Origin of the sequence: Novosphingobium aeonii, from assembly GCF_052279045.1 — a bacterium.
Taxonomy (GTDB): Bacteria; Pseudomonadota; Alphaproteobacteria; order Sphingomonadales; family Sphingomonadaceae; genus Novosphingobium.
Genome location: NZ_CP176832.1, coordinates 247119 through 271619, shown reverse-complemented (window position 1 = coordinate 271619; position 24501 = coordinate 247119). Strand labels below are relative to the sequence as shown.

Here is a 24501-nt window from a genome sequence, read left to right as displayed (position 1 = left end):
GATCATGCTAGCCGGCGGGAGGGCGCCTCCGGTAGCTCAGCGCCTCCGCCACATGAACACGTTGAACCTCAGTTGCACTGTCGAGGTCGGCGATGGTTCGCGCCACTCGCAGAATGCGCGTGTAGCCTCGCGCGGAAAGGCGCATGGCCTCGGCGGCCTGCATCAGCAGCTTGCGGCCCGGTTCGTCCGGCGTGGCATGGGTTTCGAGAAACGCGCCGTCGAGTTCGGCATTGGTGCGGAGTCCGGTGCCTTCGAGCCGCGCGGTCTGGACGGCGCGGGCGCGGGCCACGCGCGCGGCCACTTCGGCGCTGCCTTCCTTCGGCGGAGGCAGGGCGAGATCCACCGCGCGCACCGGGTCGACTTCGACATGGAGGTCGATACGGTCCAGCAGCGGACCGGAGACCTTGCTCTGGTAGTCGGCGGCGCATTTGGGCACGCGTGAACAGGCCAGCGATGGATCGCTGAGGTAGCCGCAGCGGCAGGGGTTCATGGCGGCGATGAGCTGGACCCGGGCCGGGTAGGTTACGTGGGCGTTGGCACGCGCGACGGTAACCTCGCCGGTTTCGAGCGGCTGGCGAAGCGAATCCAGCACCGCGCGCTGAAATTCTGGTAGTTCGTCGAGGAACAGCACCCCCAGGTGTGCCATCGATACCTCGCCGGGCCGGACCTTGAGGCCGCCGCCGGTCAAGGCCGCCATCGATGCGGAGTGGTGCGGCGAGCGGAACGGGCGGGCACGGCTGATCCGCCCTTCTTCCAGCATACCGGCGACCGAGGCGATCATCGAGACTTCCAGTGCCTCGGGTGCTGTCAGTTCGGGGAGGATGCCGGGCAAACACGAGGCGAGCAGTGACTTGCCCGCGCCGGGAGGGCCGCTCATGAGCAGGTTGTGAGAGCCGGCAGCGGCGATTTCCAGTGCGCGGCGGGCGACCTCCTGCCCTTTTACCTGCCTGAGATCGGGGCCGCGCACGGGGGGCTCGGCACGCCCGGGTTCTGGCGGCGGCAGGACCTGCGTTCCCTTCAGGTGATTGAGCAGGCTGATGAGGTTCGGCGTGGCCACGACGTGCACCCCACTTGCCCAGCTCGCCTCGCTGCCCTGCGCGGCGGGGCAGATCAGGCCGAGGTCCCGCTCGCTGGCGTGGAGCGCGGCGAGCAATACGCCGGGTGAGGGGATCACGCGGCCATCGAGTGCGAGTTCGCCGACCGCGACGAAGTCTGCCAATTGTTCGCTGTCGACGATGCCCATGGAGGCCAGCAGAGCCATCGCGATAGGCAGGTCGTAATGCGAGCCTTCCTTCGGCAGATCGGCGGGCGAAAGATTGATCGTTATGCGCTTGGGCGGCAATGCAAGGCCCATCGCGGTCAACGCGGCGCTTACACGCTGGCGACTTTCGCCCACTGCCTTGTCCGGTAGTCCAACCAAGGCGAACCCGGGCATTCCCGGTGCTACCTGACATTGAACTTCGACCGCGCGAGCCTCAAGTCCGAGGTACGCGACGGTCGAAACGAGTGCGACCAATGGAAGGGGCCCTTAGCGTTATTTCTGTTCCCCCGTTCATGGCCTTGCATGACTGTCCTGTCGACCATGGATCGGCGCGTAATTCATGACTTACAGCGTTTTAACCTAATTCCTCACGACTTGCGTAAGTACCTCGCCGTCATTCATTCCGGATGCGCTTGCTGGCCGTAATCCTTGCCCTGGCTTCCGTGATTCCCGCCACTCCCCTGCTGGCTCAGGAAGCGGCAACGATTTCTTACGAACAGGTTGAAACCGGAGCGGACGCATTCGTCACGGGCGGTGAGCGTCTGGTCCAGCCGGGCGGCAACGATGTGGAAATCGGCGAGTCCCAGTTCTGGCAGGTGGGGCCGGCCCCGATTCCTGCCGGCATTGCGGCATATGGCCCGTTCCGTGTCATCGACGGCAGGCACGTCGCGCTTATAGATGCCACCGATTCTCGCAGCCCCCAGCAGTTCGCCGCACTTCTGCGCGATTATCCGGCCATCTCCGAAATCGAGATGATCGAATGCCCCGGAACCGAGGACGATCTCGCCAACCTGAGGCTCGGAAGGATGATTCGGGAGCGGGGGATCGCCACGCATGTCCCGACGGGCGGGTCGGTCCGTTCGGGCGGAGTCGAACTCTTCCTGGCCGGTGTACAGCGCTATGCCGATCCGGGCTCCGAGTTCGCGGTTCACTCGTGGATCGACGATTCTGGCCGGGAGGCGGGGGACTATGCCGCCGATGCGCCGGAAAACCGGCGCTACCTCGACTATTACCGGCAGATGGGCATGAGCATGGGCGAGGCTCAGGCCTTCTACGCGATGACCAATGCAGTGCCTTTCGAATCCGCCCACTGGTTCGGCGCCGAGGAGATGGGCCGCTGGATCAGGCTGGACCACGTCGAGAGCTGACGCCGCGCGCAGGCTTTCGGGCGATGCAACGATAATGGACCTGCTTCCCTTTGAGGAAGAAGCGAAGTTCACAGCATGATCGGGCCGATTTCGCGGGCGGGGAGGCGAGCGCGGTGGCCGGATCGATCTTATGAGTATTGTCGGCAGGGTTGTGCCGGGCACACGAAACCCGGTGTCCACGAACCGGCCGCAGGACACGCTGGCCGGTCTACAGGTCGCCAGGGCGTTGGCAGCGCTTGCCGTGACGGTGCACCATGCACTGGAAATGTCCAACGGCGTGGCCGGCTCGTTCAGTCCGGACTGGCTGACGACCGGCGGCGCGGGCGGAGTCGACGTGTTCTTCGTCATCAGCGGCTTCATCATGGCTCATACGAGCTTCCAGACAGGCAAGGCGATACCTTCCCCGCTGGACTTCCTGCAAAGGCGCGCAACCCGCATCTATCCGCTTTACTGGCTGGTTTGCCTGGCAATGCTTTCGCTCATGGCGATGGGTTTCTTCCAGAAGCGATTCCTGACCGGCGGCGATATCGCCATGGCTCTGGCCCTGCTGCCCGGCGGGCGGCCGATCATCGGCGTGGCCTGGACGCTTGTCTATGAAGTCTATTTCTACCTGGTCTTCGCCGCCTGCCTGTCCCTGCGTTCCCGCAGGTTGGCGTTGTTCGGAACGGGCGGCCTCATCGTGGTGTTCTGGGGCGTGGGGCATGCCTTGCCGGGCGGTCCGCTGCGAGCGTTCCTGACGGACCCGATTCCCCTCGAGTTCCTGTTCGGCCTCGGGCTCGCCCGATTCCATGCGGCGATCCGGTGGCAGGGATGGGCCGCACCGGCAATCCTCGTCTGTGCGGGATTCGCGCTCATGCATTCCGCGCCGCTGTTCGTATCGCACGCGACGACGCACGGATTGCAGGGACTGCCGCGAGTCCTGGCCTGGGGCGGGGCGGGGCTGGCGATCGTTACCGGCTTTCTTGCCTTGCGGCATGTGAAAGGGGGGCTTGGCCAGGCTCTCCTGACGATGGGGAACGCATCTTATGCGCTCTACCTTACGCATACCTTCGTGCTGATGGGATATGGCCTGGCTCTCCGCCATGAGGCGCTGGCGGCTATCCCGCAATATCTCCTCGTCCCGCCGGTGGTCCTGCTGGCATGCCTGTTCGGCGTGGCGAGTCATTTCGCCTTGGAGCGTCCCTTGTTGGAAATGGCCCGGCGGCTGCCCAGGTTCGGCACGCTGGGGAAAGCAGCCCGACGTTCCGAATCGGAAGTGGCTACCTAGTCGAACAGAGAGCCAAGCCAGCCTTTGCGCCGGGGCTGCTGAGTGCCGCTGACCTGAAGCAGGTGATTGGCGAGTACCGCGGCCTGGCTTCGTGTCATGAGGATTCGCGAATGTTCGGGGTCTTCGTGCGATTCCCAGCCGGATTTTTCGAAGGTCTGCAATTCCAGCAGGATGTTCGGGCCGAGGTTGCGTGACGACCATCCTACGAGTGCGCCGATTCGGTCTTCCTGTGCCATCGTTCTGCTCCTGCCTCTTTCGGCCTCTCCCGGGCCTTGATGCTAGCATGTCCCGCCGGGTTGTCGTGCTCGACGCGGGATTGGCGGGCATGGCCATCGGTAGTATCGTACAAGTAGATCGCCGCAGACATCTTCCCGGCAGGGCCCGAAAGCGCCTTAGCCTTGACTCTCCTGGCACGCTCCAGTAACGGCGCCCTTCTGTTTTGTGGTCATCCATCACTGGGTGGCCTTTTGTTCAGGTCCTTCGGGACCGTAACTGGAATTTCGAGGACCGTCATGAAGCGCACTTTCCAGCCCAGCCGCCTTGTTCGCGCCCGCCGTCACGGCTTCCGCGCCCGCACGGCGACCGCCGGCGGCCGCAAGGTGCTTCGTGCGCGCCGCGCTCGCGGCCGTTCGAAGCTTTCGGCCTAAGTCTTTCAGCCTCACGGCTGGATGCGGCACGGCCCGTGTCGCCATCCGAGTTCCCGTACCTTTCGGGGATTCGGATGGCGGCACGGGCCGCCGCCGTTTGCAAATCAGCGCTTTTTTCAGCGCGTAGTTTGTGATCGTCGATCGCCGACCCTATCTGTGACCGCGATGACCAGTGCCTACTCCACGATGACCAGGCGGGCCGACTTTGTTGCGGCCAATGCAGGCCTGCGAGTCGCTCGGCCGGGATTCGTGCTTCTTGCCAAGCCGAATGGCGGGCAGGGTATGCGGGCGGGTATCACCGTCACCAAGAAGATCGGCAATGCCGTCGTGCGCAACCGCATGAAGCGGCGCTTCCGGGCGCTGCTGCGCGAGATGTTGCCCGAACATGGCCTTGCCGACACCGACCATGTACTGATCGGCCGCGACAACGGCGTGGAGCGCGATTTTTCGTTGCTTCGCGAGGAACTGCTTGCTGCATTGACGCGGGCCGAAGCCGGCAAGGGCGATCCGCCTCGCCGCAAGGGCGGACCTCGCAGGGGCAAGCGGTGAAGCGCGCTCTGGCCTTCCTCTTTTCCCTGCCGGGAATCGTGCTGATTTTCATCGCACGCGCCTGGCAGCTCGGCCCTTCCCGCGTCATGCCGCCGACCTGCCGCTATGCTCCGTCATGCTCGCAGTATGCGATCGAGGCCGTGGGCAAGCATGGTGCGATTAAGGGTGGCTGGCTGGCGTTCAAGCGTCTATTGCGCTGCCAACCGTGGGGTGGGCACGGCTACGATCCCGTCCCCGACTGAATGAAATCGAGGCAGCCACAGGCGCTGCCGCCGACGCGAATACGACAGGAAAAGCCTTCGTGGATAAGCAGCGCAACATCATCCTGGCGGTCGTCCTGACCGCGCTCGTGCTCTTCGGCTGGGAGGCCGGGGTCGGGTATTTCTACCCGCAGGCGAACAAGCCCCAGCCGGTCGAGCAGGCCACTCCGACCGCGGGCAGCACCGGCAAGCCGACCCGCGAAGGCGGCCTCACCGATTCGGGCGAAGTCGCGCTGGAGCAGCAGGACCTCAAGACCGCGCTGACCGGCGGCAACCGCGTGCCGATCGCGGCGCCCGGCCTGTCGGGTTCGATCAATCTCAACGGCGGCGTTGTCGATGACCTGGTCATCAACCGTCACCGGGAAACGGTGAAGAAGGATTCGGGCCCCGTCCGCATCTATTCGCCCGCCGGCACTCCCGCGCAGCAGTTTGCGCGTTTCGGCTGGGTTGGGCAGGGCGTGAAGGCGCCGGGTCTCGACACTCCGATCGTGTGGACGGCGCCTGCCGGCGCACGGCTGACGCCGGCCACGCCCGTAACCCTGACGTGGGATAACGGTGCGGGCCAGCTCTTCACGCTGACGTACAGGATCGACGACAACTATCTCATCACCGTCGATCAGGCGGTGGCGAACAAGGGCCCGGCGCCCGTTACGCTTCAGGCCTTTGGCGTCGTCAACCGCACTGACCGTACGGCCAGCCTCGATACCTGGAACGTCCATTCCGGCCCGATCGGCGCGTTCGACGGCTCCGTGACGTTCGGCACCAATTACAAGGATGTCGTCAGCGCCGGCAATATCGATCAGGCGGGCAAGGCCGACTGGCTCGGCTTCACCGACGTCTACTGGATGTCGGCACTCGCCCCGGTCAACACCGCCGCAAAGGGCACTTTCCGCTCGCTCGGCAATCAGATTTTCCGCGCCGATCTCGTCTACGACCAGAAGATCGTCCAGCCCGGCCAGCGCCTGGCGGTGACGACCAAGCTCTTCGCGGGCGCCAAGGAGCACAATGTGCTCGACGCCTATGAAAAGGCGGGCATCCCCAACTTCGGCCTGTCGATCGACTGGGGCTGGTTCCGCTGGTTCGAGAAGCCGATCTTCTGGCTGCTCACCTCGCTGTTCAAGCTCGTCGGCAACTTTGGCGTCGCCATCATCCTGCTGACCGCCATCGTGCGCGGCATCATGTTCCCGGTCGCCCAGCGCGGCTTCGCCTCGATGGCCGCGATGCGCGCGATCCAGCCGAAGATGAAGGCGATCCAGGAGCGCTACAAGGACGATAAGCAGAAGCAGCAGCTTGAGATCATGGCGCTCTACAAGCAGGAGAAGGTGAACCCGCTCGCCGGCTGCCTGCCGATGTTCCTCCAGATCCCGGTGTTCTTCGCGCTCTACAAGACGCTGATCCTCGCGATCGAGATGCGCCACCAGCCCTTTGTGTTCTGGATCAAGGACCTTTCGGCGCCCGATCCGCTCCACATCCTCAACCTGTTCGGCCTGCTGCCGTTCGATCCGCCGAGCTTCCTGGCGATCGGCGTGCTCGCCCTGCTGCTCGGCGTGACGATGTACCTGCAGTTCAAGCTGAACCCGGCCCAGATGGACCCGGCGCAGCAGCAGGTCTTCGCGCTCATGCCCTGGTTCATGATGTTCGTGATGGCGCCGTTCGCCTCGGGCCTGCTGGTCTACTGGATTACCTCGAACCTGCTGACCATCGCCCAGCAGAAGTTCCTTTACAGCCGCCATCCGCAGCTCAAGGCGATGGCCGAGAAGGAAGCGCAGGACAAGGCGCGCGCCTCAGAGCGCGGCAAGAGCAAGGCCTGAGACACATCATGAACGAAGAACAGGCAGAACTGATCGAACAGGCGCGCAAGCTCTTTTCAGGACCGGTGACGTTCCTGAAGAGCGCGCCTGCGCTCAAGTTCCTGCCAGACCCCGACGCTCCGGAGATCGCCTTCTGCGGTCGCTCGAACGTCGGCAAGTCGTCGCTGCTCAATGCGCTGACCGGCCGCAAGTCGATCGCGCGCACTTCGGTGACGCCGGGCCGCACGCAGGAACTCAACTTCTTCGAGGTGGGGGAGCCGATGCAGTTCCGCCTCGTCGACATGCCGGGTTACGGCTTCGCCAAGGCTCCGCCCGCCGTCGTCGAGACGTGGCGGCGCCTGGTACGGGATTATCTGCGTGGCCGCGTCGTGCTGAAGCGCACGCTGCTGCTGGTCGATGCCCGTCACGGCGTGAAGACCGTGGATGCCGAGATGATGAAGATGCTGGACGAAGCCGCTGTCGGCTACCGCATCGTCCTGACCAAGTCGGACAAGATCAAGGCAAGCGAACTGGAAAAGGTCCACGCGGAAACCGTGGCTGAAGCGCGCAAGCATCCGGCGGCCTATCCGGAAGTGCACATCACGTCGTCGGAAAAGGGGCTTGGCATTGCTGAACTGCGCGGTGCGGTCTTCGGCGATTCGCTGACCTGATACTCCCGTCCTTCAACAGCTTTCCGGCGCGCCCCGCACCCGCGGTTGGCGCGCCGATTGCTTTTCAGGGATGCGAAACCTGTAACGCTGCGTTCGTAATTCGCGATCATCCTCGCCGCGAAGAACGTCTTGCCGGCAAAACTGCGAATGTGACGATTGCGTGACGGACGCAGTTCCCCTAGAGGCGCTCGGTCGCACCAATGAGAAGAAAGGAGTCTCGCCATGCGCCAGATCGCCGTTCTTCCCTATCGTACCGTCGGCCCTGCCGTGGATGCGCCTATCCAGATCCTGCTGATCACGTCGCGCAGCACCCGCCGCTGGGTAATTCCCAAGGGCGGGTTGATGAAGGGCCTGCTCCCTCACGCCGCTGCTGCAGCGGAGGCAGAGGAAGAGGCGGGCGTGCTCGGCGCGGCCTGTCCGGTTCCGCTGGGGTCGTATCGCTATCGCAAGCAGCGCGCCTCGGGCGCGTCGGTCTGGGCGGACGTTGACGTCTTCCCGTTCTCGGTAACCGAGGAACTCGATACCTGGGACGAACAACATCAGCGCGAACGGCGCTGGTTCTCTCTGTCCGACGCCGCTAAGGCGGTCGACGAAGAGGATCTTCGCGCGCTGATCCGTTCGTTCGGCGCGCGCGAGTTCCGCGCCGCCGCCAGTCCCGCGCGCCTGCTCGGCGCGGTGGCCGACAGGATGGCCGAAAAGACAGGGGTCAATACGATGTTTGCCTGGTTCCAGAAGCTGCTTCCGCAGCAGGGCAATTTCTTCGAGCTGTTCGAGCAGCAGGCTGCCACGCTGGTTGCCGGCGCGGATGCGCTGGCGCGACTCGCGCAGGGCGGTCCGGGTCGCGGACAGCACATTCGCGAGATCGAGGAACGCGAGCATGACGCGGACAATATCACCCGCGAAGTGCTCCAGACGGTGCGCCGCACCTTCCTGACGCCGTTCGATCGTTCGTCGATCACCAGCCTCATCACGACGATGGACGATGCCATCGACGAGATGCAGCAGGTGGCGACTGCCGTGAACCTTTACGAAGTGGCCGAGTTCGAGCCGGAAATGATCGACATGGCGGCGATCATCGTCGACGCCGCGCGCCTCACGGCCGAGATCATGCCGCTGCTGCGCAAGATCGCCGACAATGGCCATCGCCTGCATGAACTGACCGAGCGCCTCGTGCGCATGGAAGGCCATGCCGACGAGATCCATGCCGCCGGCCTCAAGCGCGTGTTCAAGGCGGATAGCGGAAAAGACGCTCTGCACTTCATCGTGCGCCAGGAAATGTTCAAGCGCCTCGAACGCGTGGTCGACCGTTTCGAGGACGTCGCGAACGAGATCGACGGTCTCGTGATCGATCACGCCTGACCGGCGGACACTCGACATGGAGCATACCCTCGCCCTGCCGCTGCTGTTCGGCCTCGTCGCGCTGGCGCTCGCCTTCGACTTCCTGAACGGGCTGCATGACGCTGCCAACGCCATTGCGACCGTGGTGGCCACGCGCCTGCTCTCGCCGGTCGTGGCCGTGCTGTTCGCCGCATTCGGCAATTTCGCCGCCTACTGGATCATGGGCCTCCACGTCGCCGAGACGGTGGGCAAGGGCATCATCGACAAGGACGCGGTGACGCCTGCTGTGGTGTTCGGCGCGCTCGTGGGCGCGATGTTCTGGAACGTGCTGACCTGGATCAAGGGCATCCCCTCGTCCTCCAGCCATGCGCTGATCGGCGGCCTGCTGGGCGCCGGCATCGCGGCGGCCGGGCCGGGTGTCGTCGAATCGGAAGGCACCGTGAAGACGGTGATCGCCATCGTCGCCTCGCCGGTGCTGGGCTTCATCCTGGCGATGGGCATGATGCTGCTGACCTCGTGGCTGTTCAAGGGCTCCACCCCGCGTGCGTCCAACGGCGTCTTCAAGACGCTGCATCTGTTCTCCTCGGCGGCCTACTCGATCAGCCACGGCGGCAACGACGCGCAGAAGACCATGGGCATCATCGCGGTGCTGCTCTATTCCACCGGGCACCTCGAAGGCGGCTTCCATGTGCCCGAATGGGTCGTGCTCGCCTGCTACACGGCGATCTCGATCGGCACGCTCTCGGGCGGGTGGAAGATCATCAAGACGATGGGCTCGAAGCTCACCAAGCTCAACCATCACTCGGGCTTCTGCGCCTCCACGGCCGGCTCGATCGTGGTCTTCGGGGCCAGCGCCATGGGCATTCCTGTCTCGACCACGCACGCCATTACCGGCGCCGTCGTGGGCACCGGCGCCGCCCGCCGCGCCAGCGCGGTGCGCTGGTCGGTGGCAAGCCGCGTCATCGTCGCATGGTTCGTGACCATCCCGGCGAGCGCGGTCGTGGGCGCGCTGTTCTTCTATCTCACGCGCCTTTTCTAAAGGCACGCAGCGGATCGGTGAATGCCTGACCTTGGCAGTCATGGCGGAGCAGGGGGGCGTTTCTCTCCTGCTTTCCTCCTTCCCCTCCTGCGACACGTTGCTACGGCGTTCATCCTCGACTTTGCCAGGCTGAACCGATAGTTCCCTTGGTCAGCCTACGGGGAACTGCGCAGTGAAGCTTATTATCGGCAACAAGAACTATTCGAGCTGGTCGCTCCGCGGCTGGCTGGCCTGCAAGCAGTCGGGCCTTGCCTTCGAAGAAATCACGGTCCCGCTGTTCGGCGACGACTGGGAAGCCAAGCGCAGTTCCGACGATCTCGCACCGAGCCACGGCAAGGTGCCGATTCTCTGGGACGGCGAAGCGGTGGTGTGGGACAGTCTCGCCATCATTGATTATCTGGCGGACAAGGTCGGCCGTGACCGTTTCTGGCCGAAGGACGATGCCGCGCGCGCGATGGCCCGTTCGATGGTGGCCGAGATGCACTCCAGCTACATGGCGCTGCGCCGCGCCTGTCCGATGAACATCCGCACCCGTGTCCAGGGCGTGTCGCTGGGTGAGGATGTCCGCGCGGATGTCGTGCGCATCCTCACGCTCTGGGCGGAAGCGCGTGCCCGTTTCGGCAAGGGCGGGCCGTTCCTGTTCGGCACCTTCAGCGCGGCAGACGTGATCTACGCGCCGGTGGTCAGCCGCTTCCTCACTTACGGCGTCGGCGTTCCCGGCTTCGCGCAGGCCTATATGCAGGCCATGTGGGAGCACGAGTGGATGCAGCAGTGGATCAACGCCGCCGAGGCCGAGGACTGGGTCATCGAGCAATACGAGACCCCGGTCCAGTAGCACGCTATCGCAGGCGTCTGGCGGGGTAGGGAGTGCCGTCCTTGTGGAGGTAGCCCTGCTCGTTCCACATCATGTCGATGTCGGGATAGGAACCGCCCGCGTCCCGGCCTGCGCTGACCGCGATGAACACGCAGTCGGCATCGCTTTCGTTGCGCAGGTGATGGCCTAGCCGCACGCCCCTGGCCCAGGCGCATATGTCGCCGGGGCGCAGCACGGTGCGGCTGTCATCCTCGACCAGTACCGCCTCACCCGAGAGCATCACCAGCAATTCGTCCTCGCCCTCGTGCCAGTGGCGCTGGCTGGACCATGCTCCGGGCTTCAGCACGACATGGCTGGCGCCCATTTCGGTCAACCCGCCCACGGGTGCGAGGCGGCGCCACCAGCGACCCTCGACCGCCGTATCGAAAGGCGCCGGGTAGCCGGTGCCGTTCGAGGGTGGGATGGCTTCGATATCCAGTTTGGGCATGGTCGCTCTCCCGCGAAACGCTGTGCTTCGGCTATGGTCTTGGGCGCGCTCCTGTGCAATGGCCCGGGCCATGACCGAACCCGTACTCGCGCTCGCCGAAGCCCTGCTTGCCTGCCCCAGCGTCACGCCCGCAACCGGCGCGGTGTTCGATTGCCTGGAAAGCCAGCTCGCCCCGCTCGGCTTCGCGGTCCATCGCTTCCTCGCGGGTAAGGCACCAGACGGCCCGGTCGAGAACCTTTTCGCGATCCGCAAGGGCCCCGTGGGTTCGCGCCACTTCGCCTTCGCCGGCCACCTCGACGTTGTGCCTCCGGGCGATGGCTGGAGCAGCGCTCCCTTCGCGCCGGAAGTGCGCGGCGAGCTGCTTTACGGCCGCGGTGCGGTGGACATGAAGGGCTCCATCGCCTGCATGGTTGCCGCCGCCGCGCAGATCCCGGCGGAAGCGGGTACGATCAGCTTCGTCATCACCGGCGACGAGGAAGGCCCGGCGCGCTTCGGTACGCTCGCCCTGATCGATCACATGCGCGAAGTGGGCGAAATCCCTGACCTCTGCCTCGTCGGAGAGCCTACTTCGGTGCACCGCCTGGGCGACATGATGAAGATCGGCCGTCGCGGCTCGGTCAACATCTGGCTTGAGGTGGAAGGCGTGCAGGGCCACGTCGCCTATCCGCATCTGGCCAACAATCCGATCACCGGGCTGGTGGCGATGCTGTCCGAACTCGACGCCATCGTGCTGGACGAAGGGACCGACTGGTTCCAGGCCAGCAATCTTGAAGTGACCGACCTCACTGTCGGCAATCCGGCCACCAATGTGATTCCGGCCCGGGCCTCGGCGCGCATCTCGATCCGCTTCAACGACCTGCACACCGGCGAAAGCCTGTCGCGCCGCGTCACCGAGATTGCCGAGCGCCACGGCGGGACCGCGCGCCCGGTGATTTCGGGCGAGGCGTTCCTTACCGAGCCCGGCGCGTTCTCCGCCATGCTGGCGGAAGCGATCCGCGCCGAGACCGGGGTGGAGCCGGAGCTTTCCACCAGCGGCGGAACTTCGGACGCCCGCTTCCTCAAGGACCTTTCGCCGGTGATCGAGTTCGGCCTGTCGAACGCGACGATGCACAAGCGCGATGAAGCGGTGGCGATCCCCGATCTCGACATGCTCGTGCGCATCTATCGCCGCGTGACCGAGGCGGCGCTCGCGAGGCCCTGAACCTGACGGAAACTGTCCGGCCCGGCGTTGACCCGCCGGGTCACGCTGTTAGTGTCGCCAGCAATTTTGTTGCGAGGTGGGAATGGGCAGGCGCCTGACGCTTTATATCATTATCGGCATGGTGCTGGGCATCGCCGTGGGCTGGGTACTGCACGCGAGCCTGCCGGCGGACGATCCGCGGCTTGCGGAATGGGCCGACTATTTCAAGCTGCTGCCCGACGTCTTCCTGAAGCTCATCAAGATGATCATCGCGCCGCTGGTCTTCGCGACGATCGTCACGGGCATTTCCGGCATGGGCGACAGCGCGGCGCTCGGCCGCATCGGCGGCAAGGCGCTGGGCTGGTTCATAACCGCCAGCCTGATCTCGCTCGGTCTCGGTCTGGTGCTGGTGAACCTGTTCAAGCCGGGTGTCGGCGCCGGCCTCACCACGGCGTCCGATCTCGGCAAGCTGGAAATGGGCGAACTGACGCTTCGCCATTTCATCCTCGAAATCTTCCCGAGCAGCGCCGTCGATGCGATGGCGGAAAACAACATCCTGCAAATCCTCGTCTTCTCGCTCTTCGTCGGGGTCGGGCTCACCGCGATCGGCGAACGCGGCGCGATCATCGTCAAGGTGAGCGAGGCACTGTCCGAACTGATGCTGCAGGTCACCGACTATGTGATGCGCTTTGCGCCTTTCGCGGTGTTCGGCGCGCTTGCCAGCGTGATCGCGGTGCGCGGGCTTGGCATCATCGTTACTTACGGCGTGCTTGTCAGCGAATTCTACTTCGCAATGCTTCTGCTCTGGCTGCTGCTGTTCCTCGTGGGCGGGATCTTCCTGCGCGGGCGGATCGTCACCCTGTTCCGCTACATCCGCGAGCCGCTGCTGCTCTCGTTCTCAACCGCATCCTCCGAAGCCAGCCTGCCGAAGCTGTTCGAGCAGCTTGACCGTTTCGGCGTGCCGCGCCGCATCTCGGGCTTCATCCTGCCGCTGGGCTACAGCTTCAATCTCGACGGCTCGATGATCTATATGAGCTTCGCGTCGATCTTCATCGCGCAGGCCTATGGCATCCACGTTCCCATCGGCACGCAGATCCTGATGCTGCTGACTCTGATGGTCAGTTCGAAGGGCATCGCCGGCGTGCCGCGCGCCAGCCTCGTGGTAATCGCGGCAACGCTGACGCAGTTCGGCCTGCCGGTGGAAGGCATCGCGCTGCTGCTCGGCATCGACACCTTCCTCGACATGGGCCGCTCGGCGACGAACGTCGTGGGAAATGCGGTGGCGACAGCTGTCATCACCCGCAGCGAGGGCATGCTCCAGCCGCTGGTCGATCCGGACGAGGAAATGCCTCACGCACCGACCCGGACTTCTTCGGACGGCCGCAGAGGGCTGAACGTCGATCCCGAGCAGTACGAGGCCTGAAGCGATAGCGCAGGGGAGCAACGCTTCCCTGCGCCCCAATAATGCCAGGCCGCGCGGCAAGGAGCGCACGCCGTAACTGCGCGCGCTTCTATTCGAAGCGGCCGGGAATCTCCCGCTTATTGCTCCAGCTTTACGGGCGTGAACGGCGCCAGTCCGCAGCCGCCGCCGCGCTGGAAACCGTTCCCCACGCGGTTGAGCGGATAGATGATATCGTTCCGGCAGAGCTGCGAAAGCGAGGTCGCGTATGTAAAGCTGTCGGCGGATTTCAGCCCAGAGCAGCGGTTCGGCAGCGTTACCCGCCAGACCCGGTTTCCAGCGCCGCCGATGAAATCGATCGTCCAGTCGTCGCGGATGCGCGTGTTCGAGAACTGCGCCAGCGGCAGGCAGTCCTGCGCAGCGCCGATTGCCTGCGCGGCGGGGCTTGCAGGTGGTGGCGGCTTTGCCTCCTGCTGGGAGCAGGCGCTGGCGAGAAGCACGGCAGGGGCGAAGGGCACGAAGGCGATGTGACGGCGGAGCATGGACATCCTCCCGATCAGGCAGCCTTGCGAGCGGCTCCCTTCTCCAGAACCTTGTCCTTGTAGTCGCACAAGTCAATCACCGGGCAACGCCAGCACTCGGGCGTGCGCGCCTTGCAGATGTAGCGGCCGTGCAGGATCATCCAGTGGTGCGATCCCACCCGGAAAGGCTGCGGCACGCGCTTTTCGAGCTGCTTTTCGACTGCCAGCGGGGTCTTGCCCTTGGCAATCCCCGTACGGTTGCCGACGCGGAAGATATGCGTGTCGACCGCAAAGGTCTCGGCCCCGAAGGCGCAGTTCATGACCACGTTGGCGGTCTTGCGACCCACGCCGGGCAGTTCGACCAGCGCATCGCGGTCTTCCGGCACTTCGCCGTCATAGCGATCGACGAGGATTTCGGAGAGCGCGATGACGTTTTTGGCCTTGGAATTGAACAGCCCGATCGTCTTGATATGCTGTTTCAGACCTTCCTCGCCCAGCTCGACCATTTGCGCCGGGGTCTTCACCTCGCGGAACAGTGCGCGCGTCGCCTTGTTGACGCCGACGTCGGTCGACTGCGCTGAAAGCACCACGGCGACGAGAAGCTGGTAGTTGTTGCCGAATTCCAGCTCCGTCTCGGGCGAGGGATTAAGCTCGGCGAGACGGCGGAAGAATTCGAAAATCTCGGCCTTGTTCAAAGGTCCAGCACCTCGGGCATGGTATAGCGGCCTGCTTTCCTGCCGAGCAGCCACTGTGCCGCCTTGACCGCTCCACGCGCGAAGATCGTGCGGTTTTCGGCGAGGTGCGAGAACGACAGGCGCTCGCTGTCGGCCAGGAAATGTACGGTGTGATCGCCCGCAACGGTGCCGCCGCGCAGCGCCGCGAAGCCGATGGTCCCGCTCTCGCGCTTGCCGGTTATGCCGTCGCGGCCACGCACGGCCGCCTCGGGCAGGCTGACTTCGCGGCCCTTGGCTGCCGCCTCGCCAAGCAGCAGTGCGGTGCCGGAGGGGGCGTCGACCTTCATGCGGTGGTGAGTCTCGACGATCTCGATATCCCAGTCCTCGCCAAGGCGGCTCGCGGCTTCGCGCACGAGATGAGCGAGCAGGGTGACGCCGAGCGAGGTATTGCCGGTCTGGAGCACGGGGATCGTTTCGGCGGCGGTGTCGACCAGCCAGTGATGGCGTTCTTCAAGGCCGGTGGTGCCGATGACGATCGGCTTGCCGGCAGCCATGGCGGCATCGAGGTTGCCCTCAAGCGCGCCGGGGCTGGAAAAATCGATCAGCACGTCGGATTTGGCGGCCAGCGCTGTCACGTCGCCATCGCGGTCGATCCCGCCCGCAACTTCCTCGCCTGCAGCGGCGATAGCCTCCGCGATTGCGCGTCCCATGCGTCCTTCGCTGCCGATAATTCCGATTCGTGCCACTTGCCGTCTCCGTTGAAGGCTGGTCTCATGGCCGGGATGAAGGACATCCGCAACATCGTCATCCTTACCGGAGCAGGCGTTTCGGCCGAAAGCGGCATCGATACCTTTCGTGACGGAGGAGGGCTGTGGGAGCAGCACAGGGTGGAGGATGTGGCGACGCCCGAGGCCTTCGCGCGTGATCCCGATCTTGTCCTGCGCTTCTATGACATGCGGCGCGAAGCGATCCAGACCAAGGCGCCCAATGCCGCTCACCTCGCTTTGGCGAAGCTGGACCGGGAGTGGGAGGGCGAACTGCTGATCGTCACCCAGAATGTCGACGATCTTCACGAGCGGGCGGGCGCGCGGCGGGTGCTGCACATGCATGGAGAGCATCTCAACGCATGGTGCACGGCCTGCGACCTGCGTTCGCCCTGGAGGGGCCCGCTGATCGATCGCCCGCAGTGCCCGGAATGCGGCGAGGCGGCGCTCCGGCCCGACATCGTCTGGTTCGGCGAGATGCCCTACCGCATGGAGGAGATATTCGAAGCGCTGGAGCGGGCGGACCTGTTCGTCTCGATCGGCACTTCCGGCGCGGTCTATCCGGCCGCCGGTTTCGTGCGCAACGCCCGCGAATTCGGCGCGGCGACCCTCGAACTGAACCTGGAGCCCTCGCAAGGGACGCTCTGGTTCGACGAGGCGCGCCATGGCCCCGCAACCGAGCTGGTGGCGGCATGGGTCGATGAGATGCTTGCGGCATGAGCCTTCTTCGCGGCAGCTGTCACTGCGGCGCGGTCACTGTGGAGCTCACGGGCGATCCGCATGACGTTTGCGACTGCAATTGCTCGGTCTGCCGCCGGCTGGGAGCCCTGTGGTCCTATCACAGCCTTTCGAAAGTGCGGATCGAGGGAGCGCTCACCGGCTATCGGAGGGGGGAGGAAGTGTTGACCTTCTGGCACTGCCCGCAATGCGGCTGCACCACGCACTGGAGCCCGGTTGACCTTGCAAAGGACCGCATGGGCGTGAACATGCGGCTGTTTGCCCCCGAACTGCTCGCGCGGTTATCGGTCTATCATCACGACGGCGCGAGTGCCTGAACACCGCAGGCGCGGCAGCCGGGATCCTTGGCGATCCTGAGCGCGCGCATCGACGGGGCCATGCCGTCGATCAGGTGGAGCGTGCCGAACTGCGGATCGCCCAGCGCGGCCTTGCCGGCGAGCAGCACGCGCATGGCATGCATCGCCGCGAAAGTGCCGACCATGCCGACCATTGCTCCCAGCACCCCGTCCGCTGCGCAAGTGTCGCAGTCCTGGGCGTCGAAGGCGTCACCCACGAAGCACCGATAGCAGGCCTGGTCGGTCCGGTGTCCGGCGAAATTGGCGACTTGTCCCTGGAAGCGGCCGACTGCCGCACTCGTCAGCGGAATGCCCAATTCGACACAGGTATCCGACACCAGCAGCCGAGTCGCGAAGTTGTCACACCCGTCCAGTACCACGCTCGCGCCGGAGAGAATCCCTGCAGCGTTGTCACCCCCGAGACGCGTAACGCACGGCAGGATCTCAAGGCCAAGATCAAAGCGCCGCACCCATTCGGCCGCCGCTTCCGCCTTGGGCTTGCCGATATCCGATGGCGAATAAACCGTCTGGCGTTGCAGATTGCTGACGTCCACCGTGTCGTCGTCGATCAGCGTCAGCCGTCCTATGCCGGCTGCGGCGAGATACTGAAGGGCAGGACTGCCGATCCCGCCGCAGCCGACAAGCACCACATGAGCTTCGGCCAGTGCAACCTGGCCTGCACCGCCGACTTCGGGCAGCACGATATGGCGGGCGAAGCGCTGCAGTCGTTCGGGAGAAAGGATCATGGGGCGCCTGTATCTTCGGAAGTGGGGGCCTCGCGTTCGGGAATGCGTTCCTTGCGGAAGCCGTGCATTCCGAACCACCACTGCGTGGCGATGACCGCGCCCTTGGCAGGCTGGAGCATGCCGATCATCATCGCCACCGCAAGCGGGATCAGGATCGCGAACATAGCGGCCGGGCCCAGGTGAAAGTCCTTGGACAAGGCGATGATAAGCGGGGCCATCAGGTGCCCGGTCACGATCATCGCGATATATGCCGGAAAGTCGTCCGAGCGCTGGGGCGTGAGGTCCAGCGTGCACAGGGCGCAGCGATCTAGCGGTTTCAACCACTTGCGGAACAACCTGCCCTCGCCGCAGCGCGGACAGCGGCAGCGAATGCCGCGTAGCGCGGCTTGCGAATAGCTGGCGGGGAGGGCGGGAGTCATGCCCGGGGCCTACAGCATCGAAGGCGCGCGGGGCAAGGGAGCGGAATACCGGCCGGGCGAACAGCGTTCGCTGCCGCCGGGCGTCATTCGTTTCGCGAAATCCGCACATTGTTGCGCCCGCCATTCCTGGCGGCCATGAGCGCATTGCCCGCGATCCGGGTGGCGTCTTCGAGCTGCGCAAAGCTGCGGACCGGGGCGAGCCCGCAGGAGAGAGTGACCGGCCATTCGTCCCCCCGAAGCGTGGGGTCGAGCGCGATGCTGGCCTGAAGGCGTTCCATCACCAATCGAGCCTCGTCCAGCATGGTATCGGGAAAGAGAATGGCGAATTCGCCGCCGTTCCTGCGGCTGGGCAGATCGGAGCGGCGGACGCCGTGCTCCAGTCGGCGCGCGACCTCGCGCAGCAGCGAATCGCCGGTGGCGCGGCCGAACCGGTCGTTGATGGTCGCAAAACGGTCGATATCGATCAGCGCGAGCACGGCGTTGCCACCGTCGATGAGCACGCGTTCCGCCGAATCGAGGAAGCCGAAGCGGTTGCGCAGCCCCGTCAGCGCGTCTCGTTCGGCGGTCTCGAGTCTCGGCTCGGTCCGTGCCGCCGATTGCTGGACGGCAAGGGCCACGCCGTGGAGAAGCCGGCCGGCAAGGTCGTCGCCTCCGGTCGGCACCGGGCCGACATGCTCTCCGGCCTGCGCTGCGCGCAGCATCGCGGTTGCCTCGCGGATCGGGGCGAGCAGGGCATGGATGACGGATAGCGCGATGATCGCGCCGATCGCGGTTGCTGCGGCCATGAAGCCCAGCAGGTCCGTGCGCCAGATGCCGGTCACGGCCTGGAAGCCGGCGGCGGCCACCAAGGGCAGGCCTGCCGCGCCAAGGCAGGCGAGGAGGATTCGCCATTCATAGCGCCGGGGAAACACGAATGTCGTCGCCTGATAGAAGCGCATGGAGAATGCCTCTTCTTCGCCAGCGGGCATGGGCCCGGTTTCCAGCAGGCTAGCGCATCTCGCTTATTCAATGGTTAAAATTTTACACTCTTCGGTATCCGCGATGTTGCCGGAAGGGGTTCCGAGGCTTCTCGGGTGCTTCGCCCGGATAAGAAAAGAGCCCGAAAAACGCGCTCGACCGGCGCGTCTTTCGGGCTCTTTCCATGTCGTTAGCCTGCAGTGCAGGCTTGTGGACAAGTCTGTGTGAAGGCTGTGGGTTTTCGGAGGAAAGCTCCGAAAACCTCAGGATTCGAGCTGGCGCAGAAGCGAACGCACGTCGCCGTCCATGTCGGCGTCGCGGCTGCGCAGTTCCTCGATCAGGCGCACGGCATGGATTACCGTGGAGTGATCGCGGCCGCCGAACTTGCGGCCGATTTCCGGATAGGAGCGCGGGGTCAGCACCTTGGCGAGGTACATGGCCACCTGGCGCGGGCGCACGACGGCGCGGGCGCGGCGCTTGGAGCTCATCTCTGTCCGGTCGATCCGGTAGAACTGGCAGACCGTGCGCTGGATCTCGTCGATCGTGATGCGGCGGCGATTGGCCGAGAGGATGTCGGTAAGCTGTTCTTCTGCCAGCTGGAGCGAGACGGCCTGTCCGGTGAGCTGGGCATAGGCGATCAGCTTGTTCAAGCCGCCGACCAGTTCACGCACGTTGCGATTGATGGTGCGCGCCAGGAACTCGATCACGTCCGAAGGCACGTCCACAGAAGCAAAGCGGCCGAGTCGGTTTTCGAGAATCGAACGGCGCAGTTCGATGTCGGCCGGCTGGATATCGGCGACGAGGCCCATCGACAGACGCGAGAGCAGGCGAGGTTCCACGCCGTCGAGCGCCTGCGGCGCACGGTCGGCGGCGAAGACCAGGCGCTTGCCTTCCTGAAGCAGCGCATCGATCGTGTAGAGCAGTTCTTCCTGCGCCGATGCCTTGCCGATGATGAACTGGATATCGTCCACCAGCAGAAGGTCGAAGCCGCGCAGGCGCGACTTGAACTCGATCATCTGGTTCTGGCGCAGCGCCTGGACGAACTCGACCATGAAGCGCTCGGCCGAGCAGTAGAAGATCCGGGCGTGCGGATGATTCGCGAGATAGGCATGGCCGATCGCGTGAAGAAGGTGCGTCTTGCCCTGACCCGTCGCGCCCTTGAGGTAGAGCGGCGAGAACTGCGGCGTTTCGGTGGCCGACATGCGCTGTGCGGCATTGCAGGCGAGCACGTTGCTCTGGCCGGTCACGAACGAGGTGAAGGTCTGCGAGGCGTCGATCCCGGCCGGACCCTGGCCAAGCGCGGCGAAGGCTTCGCCCTGAAGCACGGCTGCCATCGAATCGGCGGTGCCCTGTGCCGAATCGTTCGCCGGGGCGCTGCTCGGGCGGCCGCCGCTGCCGAGACGCAGTTCGGGCAGCTGGCGACGGCCGGGGTGAACGAGGATGCGGACGTGGCGCACGTCGGGACGGGCGATCTTCCAGGCCAGCGAGAGACGGTCCGCGAAACGATCCGCCACCCAGTTCGCCGAGAACTCGGTCGGCAGGTACAGATCGAGGGTACCCGTTTCCTTGCAGTAGTTGCCCGGCTGGATCGGCTTGATCCACTGGCTGTGCGCCTGCTGGCCGAGATCCTTGCGCAGGCCCTGGCTGATGTCAGCCCAGTCTGCCGCCAGATTTACGGCTTCCTGATCCTCTTCCATCGCCACTCGTACCGCCTTCGATTTCTTGTTCACGCCGTTTGCGCCTTGACCTGCCGGAGACCGACCCACTGTTGAACCTGACACCTGGACCAACTCCCCTTTGTTGGCAGCTACCCCGAAATGTGGCCCCACTGTGGGCCGCGAAAATTAATAACCTTGGCGGAGCTGGCTTCCATGCGTTCGCGGACAAAACGTCCCTCAACTGCAGGTGCATGCCTGCAGCAGGTGTTTCGTCGCTGTCGATGTTCCCCGGCCAGTTCCGCTACGGCCGAGGACCCTTTTAGAAACGGGTTTGGCCGCGGTGCAATACGGCACTCCCCAAATAAAAAAAATTATGGCTGTTGACTCGCCTTGAGTGCCCAATTTCCGTCATGAAATGATTTATCGTTTAAAATCATATAGATGGTGCGTGGGTCCGGAAGCGATCTGTGCGAATCGCAACATTTCCGCGAGTTTGCCTGAAGGTGCGTTCAAGGGGCGCGCGAACGCGCTCGCGGAACCGGAGAATGACTCTCCGGCACCGTTCCCGTTCCGTACTCAGGCGTGATGGCGAGCCTTGCCGCTGGGGGTGCGAATCGCGCGAGGCGACTCAGAATCGGTCTCGGGAGAATCGCGCCGGGCGCGCGTCCTGCGACCTTTCGGCAGGCTGAAAAAGGCTCGGCCCGCGCTGCTATCTGATTTCCCGCCGTGATGACGGAAGTTCAGATGGCAGCGCGGGCCGGTGCCGCACGGTCAGGCGCGCCCTGGAGGCGTGCCTACCGGGAAAGATCAGCCGAGCGCGGCGACGCGCTTGGTGAGGCGCGAAAGCTTGCGCGAAGCGGTGTTCTTGTGAAGCACGCCGCGAGCAACGCCGCGAGCCAGTTCGGGCTGGGCTTCCTTGAGAGCTTCCGAAGCAGCACCCTTGTCGCCGCCGGCGATGGCCGATTCGACCTTCTTGATGAAGGTGCGGATGCGGCTGATGCGGTTCGTATTGATCTCCGCGCGGCGCTCATTACGGCGGATGCGCTTGCGGGCTTGCGGCGTATTGGCCATGTCGTTCCTCTGTCTGGCCGCCGGGCGGCCCAATTGCCTGATCGAATCTGATTTGGCGAGCGGACTCGCCGGAAAGCGCGCCCCTTAGCGGTGGAGCGCTGTTCCGTCAACCCGTGAGGGCCGCAGGAAACGGCCTATTTCTGGCATTTCGAGCACCAGAAGGTGCTGCGTCCGCCCTGTACGAATCGCCGGACCTGCTCGCCGCAGGCACAGTCCTGCCCCTCTCGCCCATAAACCTGCCAGGCGGTAGCAAAATATCCCAGTTCGCCGTTCGGCTGCGCATAGTCGCGGATCGTCGAGCCTCCCGCCGCGATCGATTCGGACAGCACGTCCCGGATTGCGGGGACCAGTTTGCGCAGGGCGGGAAGCGTTACCAGCCCGGCTTCCCTGTCGGGACGGATGCCGGCCCGGAACAGGGCCTCGCAGACATAGATGTTGCCGAGACCTGCCACCACCGACTGGTCGAGCAGCATCTGCTTGATCGGGGCGATTCGTCCGGCGAGTGCGGACTTCAGGTGCGCGGCGTTCAGGCCTTCGCCGAGAGGCTCCGGCCCGAGCGCCGCGAAAGGTCCCCACGAATCGAGCGCGCCGGTCTCAACGAGGTCGACCGAGCCGAATCGCCGGGCGTCGTTCAGTGCAAGCACGTGGCCCGAGCCGGTCTCGATCACGAGGTGGTCATGCTTTTCGGGCTTTTCCGGCTCGATTCGCCAGCGGCCCGACATGCCCAGGTGAAACACCATGGTCTGGTCGCGGTCGGTATGGATGAGGCCATACTTGGCCCGCCGGCCCATCGTCGTGACCCGGGCGCCGGTGAGCACCTGCACCAGCTCGGGCGGAAACGGGCGGCGCAGGTCCGGCCGGTTCAGCGTGACGCGGGCTATCCGCTCACCCTCCAGGTATCGGGCAAGGCCGCGGACGGTGGTTTCTACTTCTGGAAGTTCTGGCATCGCCGCGCAGAGATAGGTGCTGTGTCCCGGCAAGGGAAGGAACCGCAGCGAAAAGCGATCCTCCATCCGATAATCAAGAATTGGGACGCTACCCGTCTCGTCAGGCTGCGAGGCGGTGGCTAAGGCAGCGGCATGGAAAACAACCGGCCGCAGATGCGTGCATTTCTCATGCTGGGGCTGGTCATGCTGTTCTGGGCCGGCAATTCGATCGTTGGACGGGCCGTGCGCGCGGATGTTCCGCCCTTCACGCTCGCGCTCGGCCGATGGCTGATCGCGGTGATGGTCCTGCTGCCTTTCTCGGCACGGCAGCTCTGGAAAGAGCGGGCGCAGGCTCTGGCCGGATGGCGCTGGGTACTGGCGCTCGGGTTCCTGGGCGTCGTGTGCTTCAACGGGTTCCTCTATAAAGGGCTGCACTACACCACCGCGGCCAATGCGCTGCTGCTGCAGGCGGCGATTCCCGCAGTCGTCATGGTGCTGGACTTCGCGATCTTCGGGGGGCGGCCGGGGCGGCTGCACGTCATGGGCGTGCTGGTTTCCACGCTGGGCGTCGTTTCGATCGTGTTTCGCGGCGATCCGGCGGCCTTGATGCAGTTGCGGCTGGGCGCCGGCGACGTCCTGATCTTCTGCGCCGTTGCGGCATGGTCGCTCTATACGGTGTTCCTCAGGAAGCGGCCGCCGATTTCGGCCGCCAGTCTTCTCCTGCTGACCTTTGGCCTCGGGGCTTTGGCGATGGCGCCGCTGGCGGCTTTGGAGGCCCTGCAGGGGCAGACGGTGGCATGGAGCCCGAAAATCCTTGCCGCCTATGCCTATATCGGGGTGTTCCCCTCGGTGCTGGCCTACTTCATCTACAACCGTGCGACTCACGAACTCGGCGCGGCGCGGGCAGGGCAGGCGATCACGCTGATGCCTTTGTTCGGAGCACTGCTTTCGTCGCTTCTGCTCGGTGAGCCGCTGCATGGCTACCATCTGGCGGGGATGGCGCTGATTCTCGGCGGGATCGTGGTTTCCGCGCTTGCCATGCGGCGGGCAAAATAACCAAATCACCGGGTGGCGCAGGCGCGGCCGGGAGGCTAGAGGACAGCGCCATGAGCGAAACGGTTTCCTTCGGCTACGAAGAGGTCAGCCCCGAGGAGAAGGAAGGGCGCGTCGGCGCCGTCTTCTCCAGCGTTGCACGCAAGTACGACGTGATGAACGATGCCATGTCCGTGGGCATGCACCGGCTCTGGAAGGACAAGTTCGTGCGCCGGGTGAAGCCGCGCGAGGGCGAGCAGATCCTCGACATGGCCGGCGGCACGGGCGACATCGCCTTCCGCATGGCCGCGCACGGCGCCTCGGTCACGGTTTCCGACATCAATCAGGACATGCTGGACGTCGGTATCGAGCGTGCGATCGAACGCGGTATCGATGGCCTGGTCTGGTCACGCCAGAACGCGGAGGAACTGTCGTTCGGCGATCGCTTCTTCGACGCCTACACGATCGCTTTCGGCATCCGCAACGTGACGCATATCGACAAGGCGCTGGCCGAGGCGAATCGCGTGCTCAAGTATGGCGGCCGGTTCTTCTGCCTCGAATTCTCGACCACCGAATGGCCGGGCTTCAAGGAAGTCTACGACGCCTATTCGCACCGTCTGGTGCCCAGGATCGGGCAGGCTATCGCCGGTGACGCCGAATCTTACCGCTACCTGATCGAATCGATCCGCCGCTTCCCGCCGATGCCGGAGTTCGAGCGGATGATTCGCAATGCCGGTTTCAAGCACACCAAGGTCGAGCCGATCATGGGCGGCCTCGTCGCGATTCATTCGGGCTGGAAAGTTTAGTCCT

The 24501-nt window shown here is 64.7% G+C and carries 28 protein-coding genes; 16 read left to right on the top strand and 12 right to left on the bottom strand.

The window, feature by feature from the left end:
* Positions 1 to 7 precede the first annotated feature (7 nt).
* Complete coding sequence (locus tag ACLIMP_RS01450) at positions 8 to 1516, bottom strand: YifB family Mg chelatase-like AAA ATPase (protein WP_443478006.1); 1509 nt, start codon at positions 1514 to 1516, stop codon at positions 8 to 10.
* 152 nt (positions 1517 to 1668) lie between these two features.
* On the opposite strand from ACLIMP_RS01450, the gene ACLIMP_RS01445 reads away from it, so the two are divergent.
* Together ACLIMP_RS01445 and ACLIMP_RS01440 are read left to right on the top strand one after the other, a co-directional pair.
* On the top strand, positions 1669 to 2409 hold the full coding sequence (locus ACLIMP_RS01445) for an alpha/beta hydrolase (protein ID WP_132469171.1): 741 nt from the start codon (positions 1669 to 1671) through the stop codon (positions 2407 to 2409).
* A gap of 172 nt (positions 2410 to 2581) precedes the next feature.
* Positions 2582 to 3676 carry an acyltransferase family protein gene (locus ACLIMP_RS01440; protein ID WP_185998525.1) on the top strand — a complete coding sequence of 365 codons (1095 nt, stop codon included), beginning with the start codon at positions 2582 to 2584 and terminating at the stop codon, positions 3674 to 3676.
* Here ACLIMP_RS01440 and ACLIMP_RS01435 read toward each other — a convergent pair.
* Entirely contained in the window at positions 3673 to 3912 is a 240-nt protein-coding gene (locus tag ACLIMP_RS01435; RefSeq protein WP_324697047.1) for a hypothetical protein, read from the bottom strand. The two genes, ACLIMP_RS01440 and ACLIMP_RS01435, sit on opposite strands and share 4 nt — an antisense overlap.
* Before the next feature lie 276 nt (positions 3913 to 4188).
* Between ACLIMP_RS01435 and rpmH the strand changes: the two genes are divergently transcribed.
* The 8 genes from rpmH (at position 4189) to ACLIMP_RS01395 (ending at position 10805) form a co-directional block, all read left to right on the top strand.
* Positions 4189 to 4323 (top strand): 50S ribosomal protein L34, encoded by a 135-nt coding sequence (gene rpmH, locus ACLIMP_RS01430; RefSeq protein WP_021233512.1) that lies wholly within the window; start codon positions 4189 to 4191, stop codon positions 4321 to 4323.
* Positions 4324 to 4488: 165 nt separating this feature from the next.
* On the top strand, positions 4489 to 4872 hold the full coding sequence (gene rnpA / locus ACLIMP_RS01425) for a ribonuclease P protein component (RefSeq protein WP_054439403.1): 384 nt from the start codon (positions 4489 to 4491) through the stop codon (positions 4870 to 4872).
* Entirely contained in the window at positions 4869 to 5114 is a 246-nt protein-coding gene (gene yidD / locus ACLIMP_RS01420; protein WP_420719849.1) for a membrane protein insertion efficiency factor YidD, read from the top strand. The genes rnpA and yidD overlap by 4 nt, the downstream gene beginning before the upstream one ends.
* A gap of 59 nt (positions 5115 to 5173) precedes the next feature.
* Positions 5174 to 6943 (top strand): membrane protein insertase YidC, encoded by a 1770-nt coding sequence (gene yidC, locus ACLIMP_RS01415; protein ID WP_324697043.1) that lies wholly within the window; start codon positions 5174 to 5176, stop codon positions 6941 to 6943.
* Positions 6944 to 6951: 8 nt separating this feature from the next.
* Positions 6952 to 7593 carry a ribosome biogenesis GTP-binding protein YihA/YsxC gene (gene yihA / locus ACLIMP_RS01410; protein WP_054439408.1) on the top strand — a complete coding sequence of 214 codons (642 nt, stop codon included), beginning with the start codon at positions 6952 to 6954 and terminating at the stop codon, positions 7591 to 7593.
* A 222-nt stretch (positions 7594 to 7815) separates the two neighbouring features.
* Complete coding sequence (locus ACLIMP_RS01405) at positions 7816 to 8952, top strand: DUF47 family protein (RefSeq protein WP_082370457.1); 1137 nt, start codon at positions 7816 to 7818, stop codon at positions 8950 to 8952.
* A gap of 16 nt (positions 8953 to 8968) precedes the next feature.
* Positions 8969 to 9970, top strand: coding sequence for an inorganic phosphate transporter (locus ACLIMP_RS01400; RefSeq protein WP_054439411.1), 1002 nt, complete (start codon positions 8969 to 8971; stop codon positions 9968 to 9970).
* A gap of 172 nt (positions 9971 to 10142) precedes the next feature.
* Positions 10143 to 10805, top strand: coding sequence for a glutathione S-transferase family protein (locus ACLIMP_RS01395; protein ID WP_324697038.1), 663 nt, complete (start codon positions 10143 to 10145; stop codon positions 10803 to 10805).
* Positions 10806 to 10809: 4 nt separating this feature from the next.
* Here the strand turns inward: ACLIMP_RS01395 and ACLIMP_RS01390 are convergent, their stop codons facing one another.
* Positions 10810 to 11271, bottom strand: coding sequence for a cupin domain-containing protein (locus tag ACLIMP_RS01390; RefSeq protein ID WP_324697036.1), 462 nt, complete (start codon positions 11269 to 11271; stop codon positions 10810 to 10812).
* A gap of 70 nt (positions 11272 to 11341) precedes the next feature.
* Here ACLIMP_RS01390 and dapE point away from each other — a divergent pair, with 70 nt between their 5' ends.
* Positions 11342 to 12472, top strand: a complete 1131-nt coding sequence (dapE, locus tag ACLIMP_RS01385) for a succinyl-diaminopimelate desuccinylase (RefSeq protein ID WP_443478005.1) — start codon at positions 11342 to 11344, stop codon at positions 12470 to 12472.
* Positions 12473 to 12554: 82 nt separating this feature from the next.
* Positions 12555 to 13874: a dicarboxylate/amino acid:cation symporter gene (locus tag ACLIMP_RS01380; protein WP_185998531.1), complete on the top strand. Its 1320-nt coding sequence runs from the start codon at positions 12555 to 12557 to the stop codon at positions 13872 to 13874.
* 116 nt (positions 13875 to 13990) lie between these two features.
* Here ACLIMP_RS01380 and ACLIMP_RS01375 read toward each other — a convergent pair whose 3' ends face one another.
* Genes ACLIMP_RS01375 through dapB form a run of 3 tightly spaced genes read right to left on the bottom strand, consistent with a single transcriptional unit; the run spans position 13991 to position 15791 of the window.
* On the bottom strand, positions 13991 to 14392 hold the full coding sequence (locus tag ACLIMP_RS01375; RefSeq protein WP_054439574.1) for a hypothetical protein: 402 nt from the start codon (positions 14390 to 14392) through the stop codon (positions 13991 to 13993).
* A 14-nt stretch (positions 14393 to 14406) separates the two neighbouring features.
* A complete protein-coding gene (gene nth / locus ACLIMP_RS01370) occupies positions 14407 to 15066 on the bottom strand; it encodes an endonuclease III (protein WP_054439419.1) in 660 nt (219 codons plus the stop codon).
* The gene (gene dapB, locus ACLIMP_RS01365; RefSeq protein WP_324697031.1) at positions 15063 to 15791 is read right to left on the bottom strand and encodes a 4-hydroxy-tetrahydrodipicolinate reductase; all 729 of its coding nucleotides are present in this window, start codon (positions 15789 to 15791) and stop codon (positions 15063 to 15065) included. The genes nth and dapB overlap by 4 nt, the downstream gene beginning before the upstream one ends.
* Positions 15792 to 15827: 36 nt before the next feature.
* Between dapB and ACLIMP_RS01360 the strand changes: the two genes are divergently transcribed.
* Both ACLIMP_RS01360 and ACLIMP_RS01355 read left to right on the top strand, forming a co-directional pair.
* Positions 15828 to 16529, top strand: a complete 702-nt coding sequence (locus ACLIMP_RS01360; RefSeq protein WP_054439576.1) for an NAD-dependent deacylase — start codon at positions 15828 to 15830, stop codon at positions 16527 to 16529.
* Entirely contained in the window at positions 16526 to 16864 is a 339-nt protein-coding gene (locus ACLIMP_RS01355) for a GFA family protein (RefSeq protein WP_324697029.1), read from the top strand. The genes ACLIMP_RS01360 and ACLIMP_RS01355 overlap by 4 nt, the downstream gene beginning before the upstream one ends.
* On the opposite strand, the gene ACLIMP_RS01350 is transcribed toward ACLIMP_RS01355, so the two are convergent.
* The 6 genes from ACLIMP_RS01350 to mutM all read right to left on the bottom strand — a co-directional run bounded on the left by ACLIMP_RS01350 (position 16843) and on the right by mutM (position 22680).
* Positions 16843 to 17628, bottom strand: coding sequence for a HesA/MoeB/ThiF family protein (locus tag ACLIMP_RS01350; protein ID WP_324697027.1), 786 nt, complete (start codon positions 17626 to 17628; stop codon positions 16843 to 16845). The genes ACLIMP_RS01355 and ACLIMP_RS01350 overlap by 22 nt on opposite strands.
* Positions 17625 to 18047, bottom strand: a complete 423-nt coding sequence (locus ACLIMP_RS01345) for a DUF983 domain-containing protein (RefSeq protein WP_324697025.1) — start codon at positions 18045 to 18047, stop codon at positions 17625 to 17627. Before ACLIMP_RS01345 ends, ACLIMP_RS01350 begins: the two co-directional genes overlap by 4 nt.
* Positions 18048 to 18130: 83 nt before the next feature.
* Complete coding sequence (locus ACLIMP_RS01340; RefSeq protein ID WP_292635606.1) at positions 18131 to 19015, bottom strand: GGDEF domain-containing protein; 885 nt, start codon at positions 19013 to 19015, stop codon at positions 18131 to 18133.
* Between the two features lie 252 nt (positions 19016 to 19267).
* A complete protein-coding gene (gene dnaA / locus ACLIMP_RS01335) occupies positions 19268 to 20701 on the bottom strand; it encodes a chromosomal replication initiator protein DnaA (RefSeq protein ID WP_054439426.1) in 1434 nt (477 codons plus the stop codon).
* A 768-nt stretch (positions 20702 to 21469) separates the two neighbouring features.
* The gene (gene rpsT / locus ACLIMP_RS01330) at positions 21470 to 21733 is read right to left on the bottom strand and encodes a 30S ribosomal protein S20 (RefSeq protein WP_054439428.1); all 264 of its coding nucleotides are present in this window, start codon (positions 21731 to 21733) and stop codon (positions 21470 to 21472) included.
* Positions 21734 to 21867: 134 nt separating this feature from the next.
* Positions 21868 to 22680, bottom strand: coding sequence for a bifunctional DNA-formamidopyrimidine glycosylase/DNA-(apurinic or apyrimidinic site) lyase (gene mutM / locus ACLIMP_RS01325; protein ID WP_324697021.1), 813 nt, complete (start codon positions 22678 to 22680; stop codon positions 21868 to 21870).
* 153 nt (positions 22681 to 22833) lie between these two features.
* Here mutM and ACLIMP_RS01320 point away from each other — a divergent pair, with 153 nt between their 5' ends.
* Positions 22834 to 23715, top strand: coding sequence for a DMT family transporter (locus ACLIMP_RS01320; protein WP_443478004.1), 882 nt, complete (start codon positions 22834 to 22836; stop codon positions 23713 to 23715).
* A 50-nt stretch (positions 23716 to 23765) separates the two neighbouring features.
* Positions 23766 to 24497 (top strand): class I SAM-dependent methyltransferase, encoded by a 732-nt coding sequence (locus ACLIMP_RS01315; protein WP_054439431.1) that lies wholly within the window; start codon positions 23766 to 23768, stop codon positions 24495 to 24497.
* Positions 24498 to 24501 lie beyond the last annotated feature (4 nt).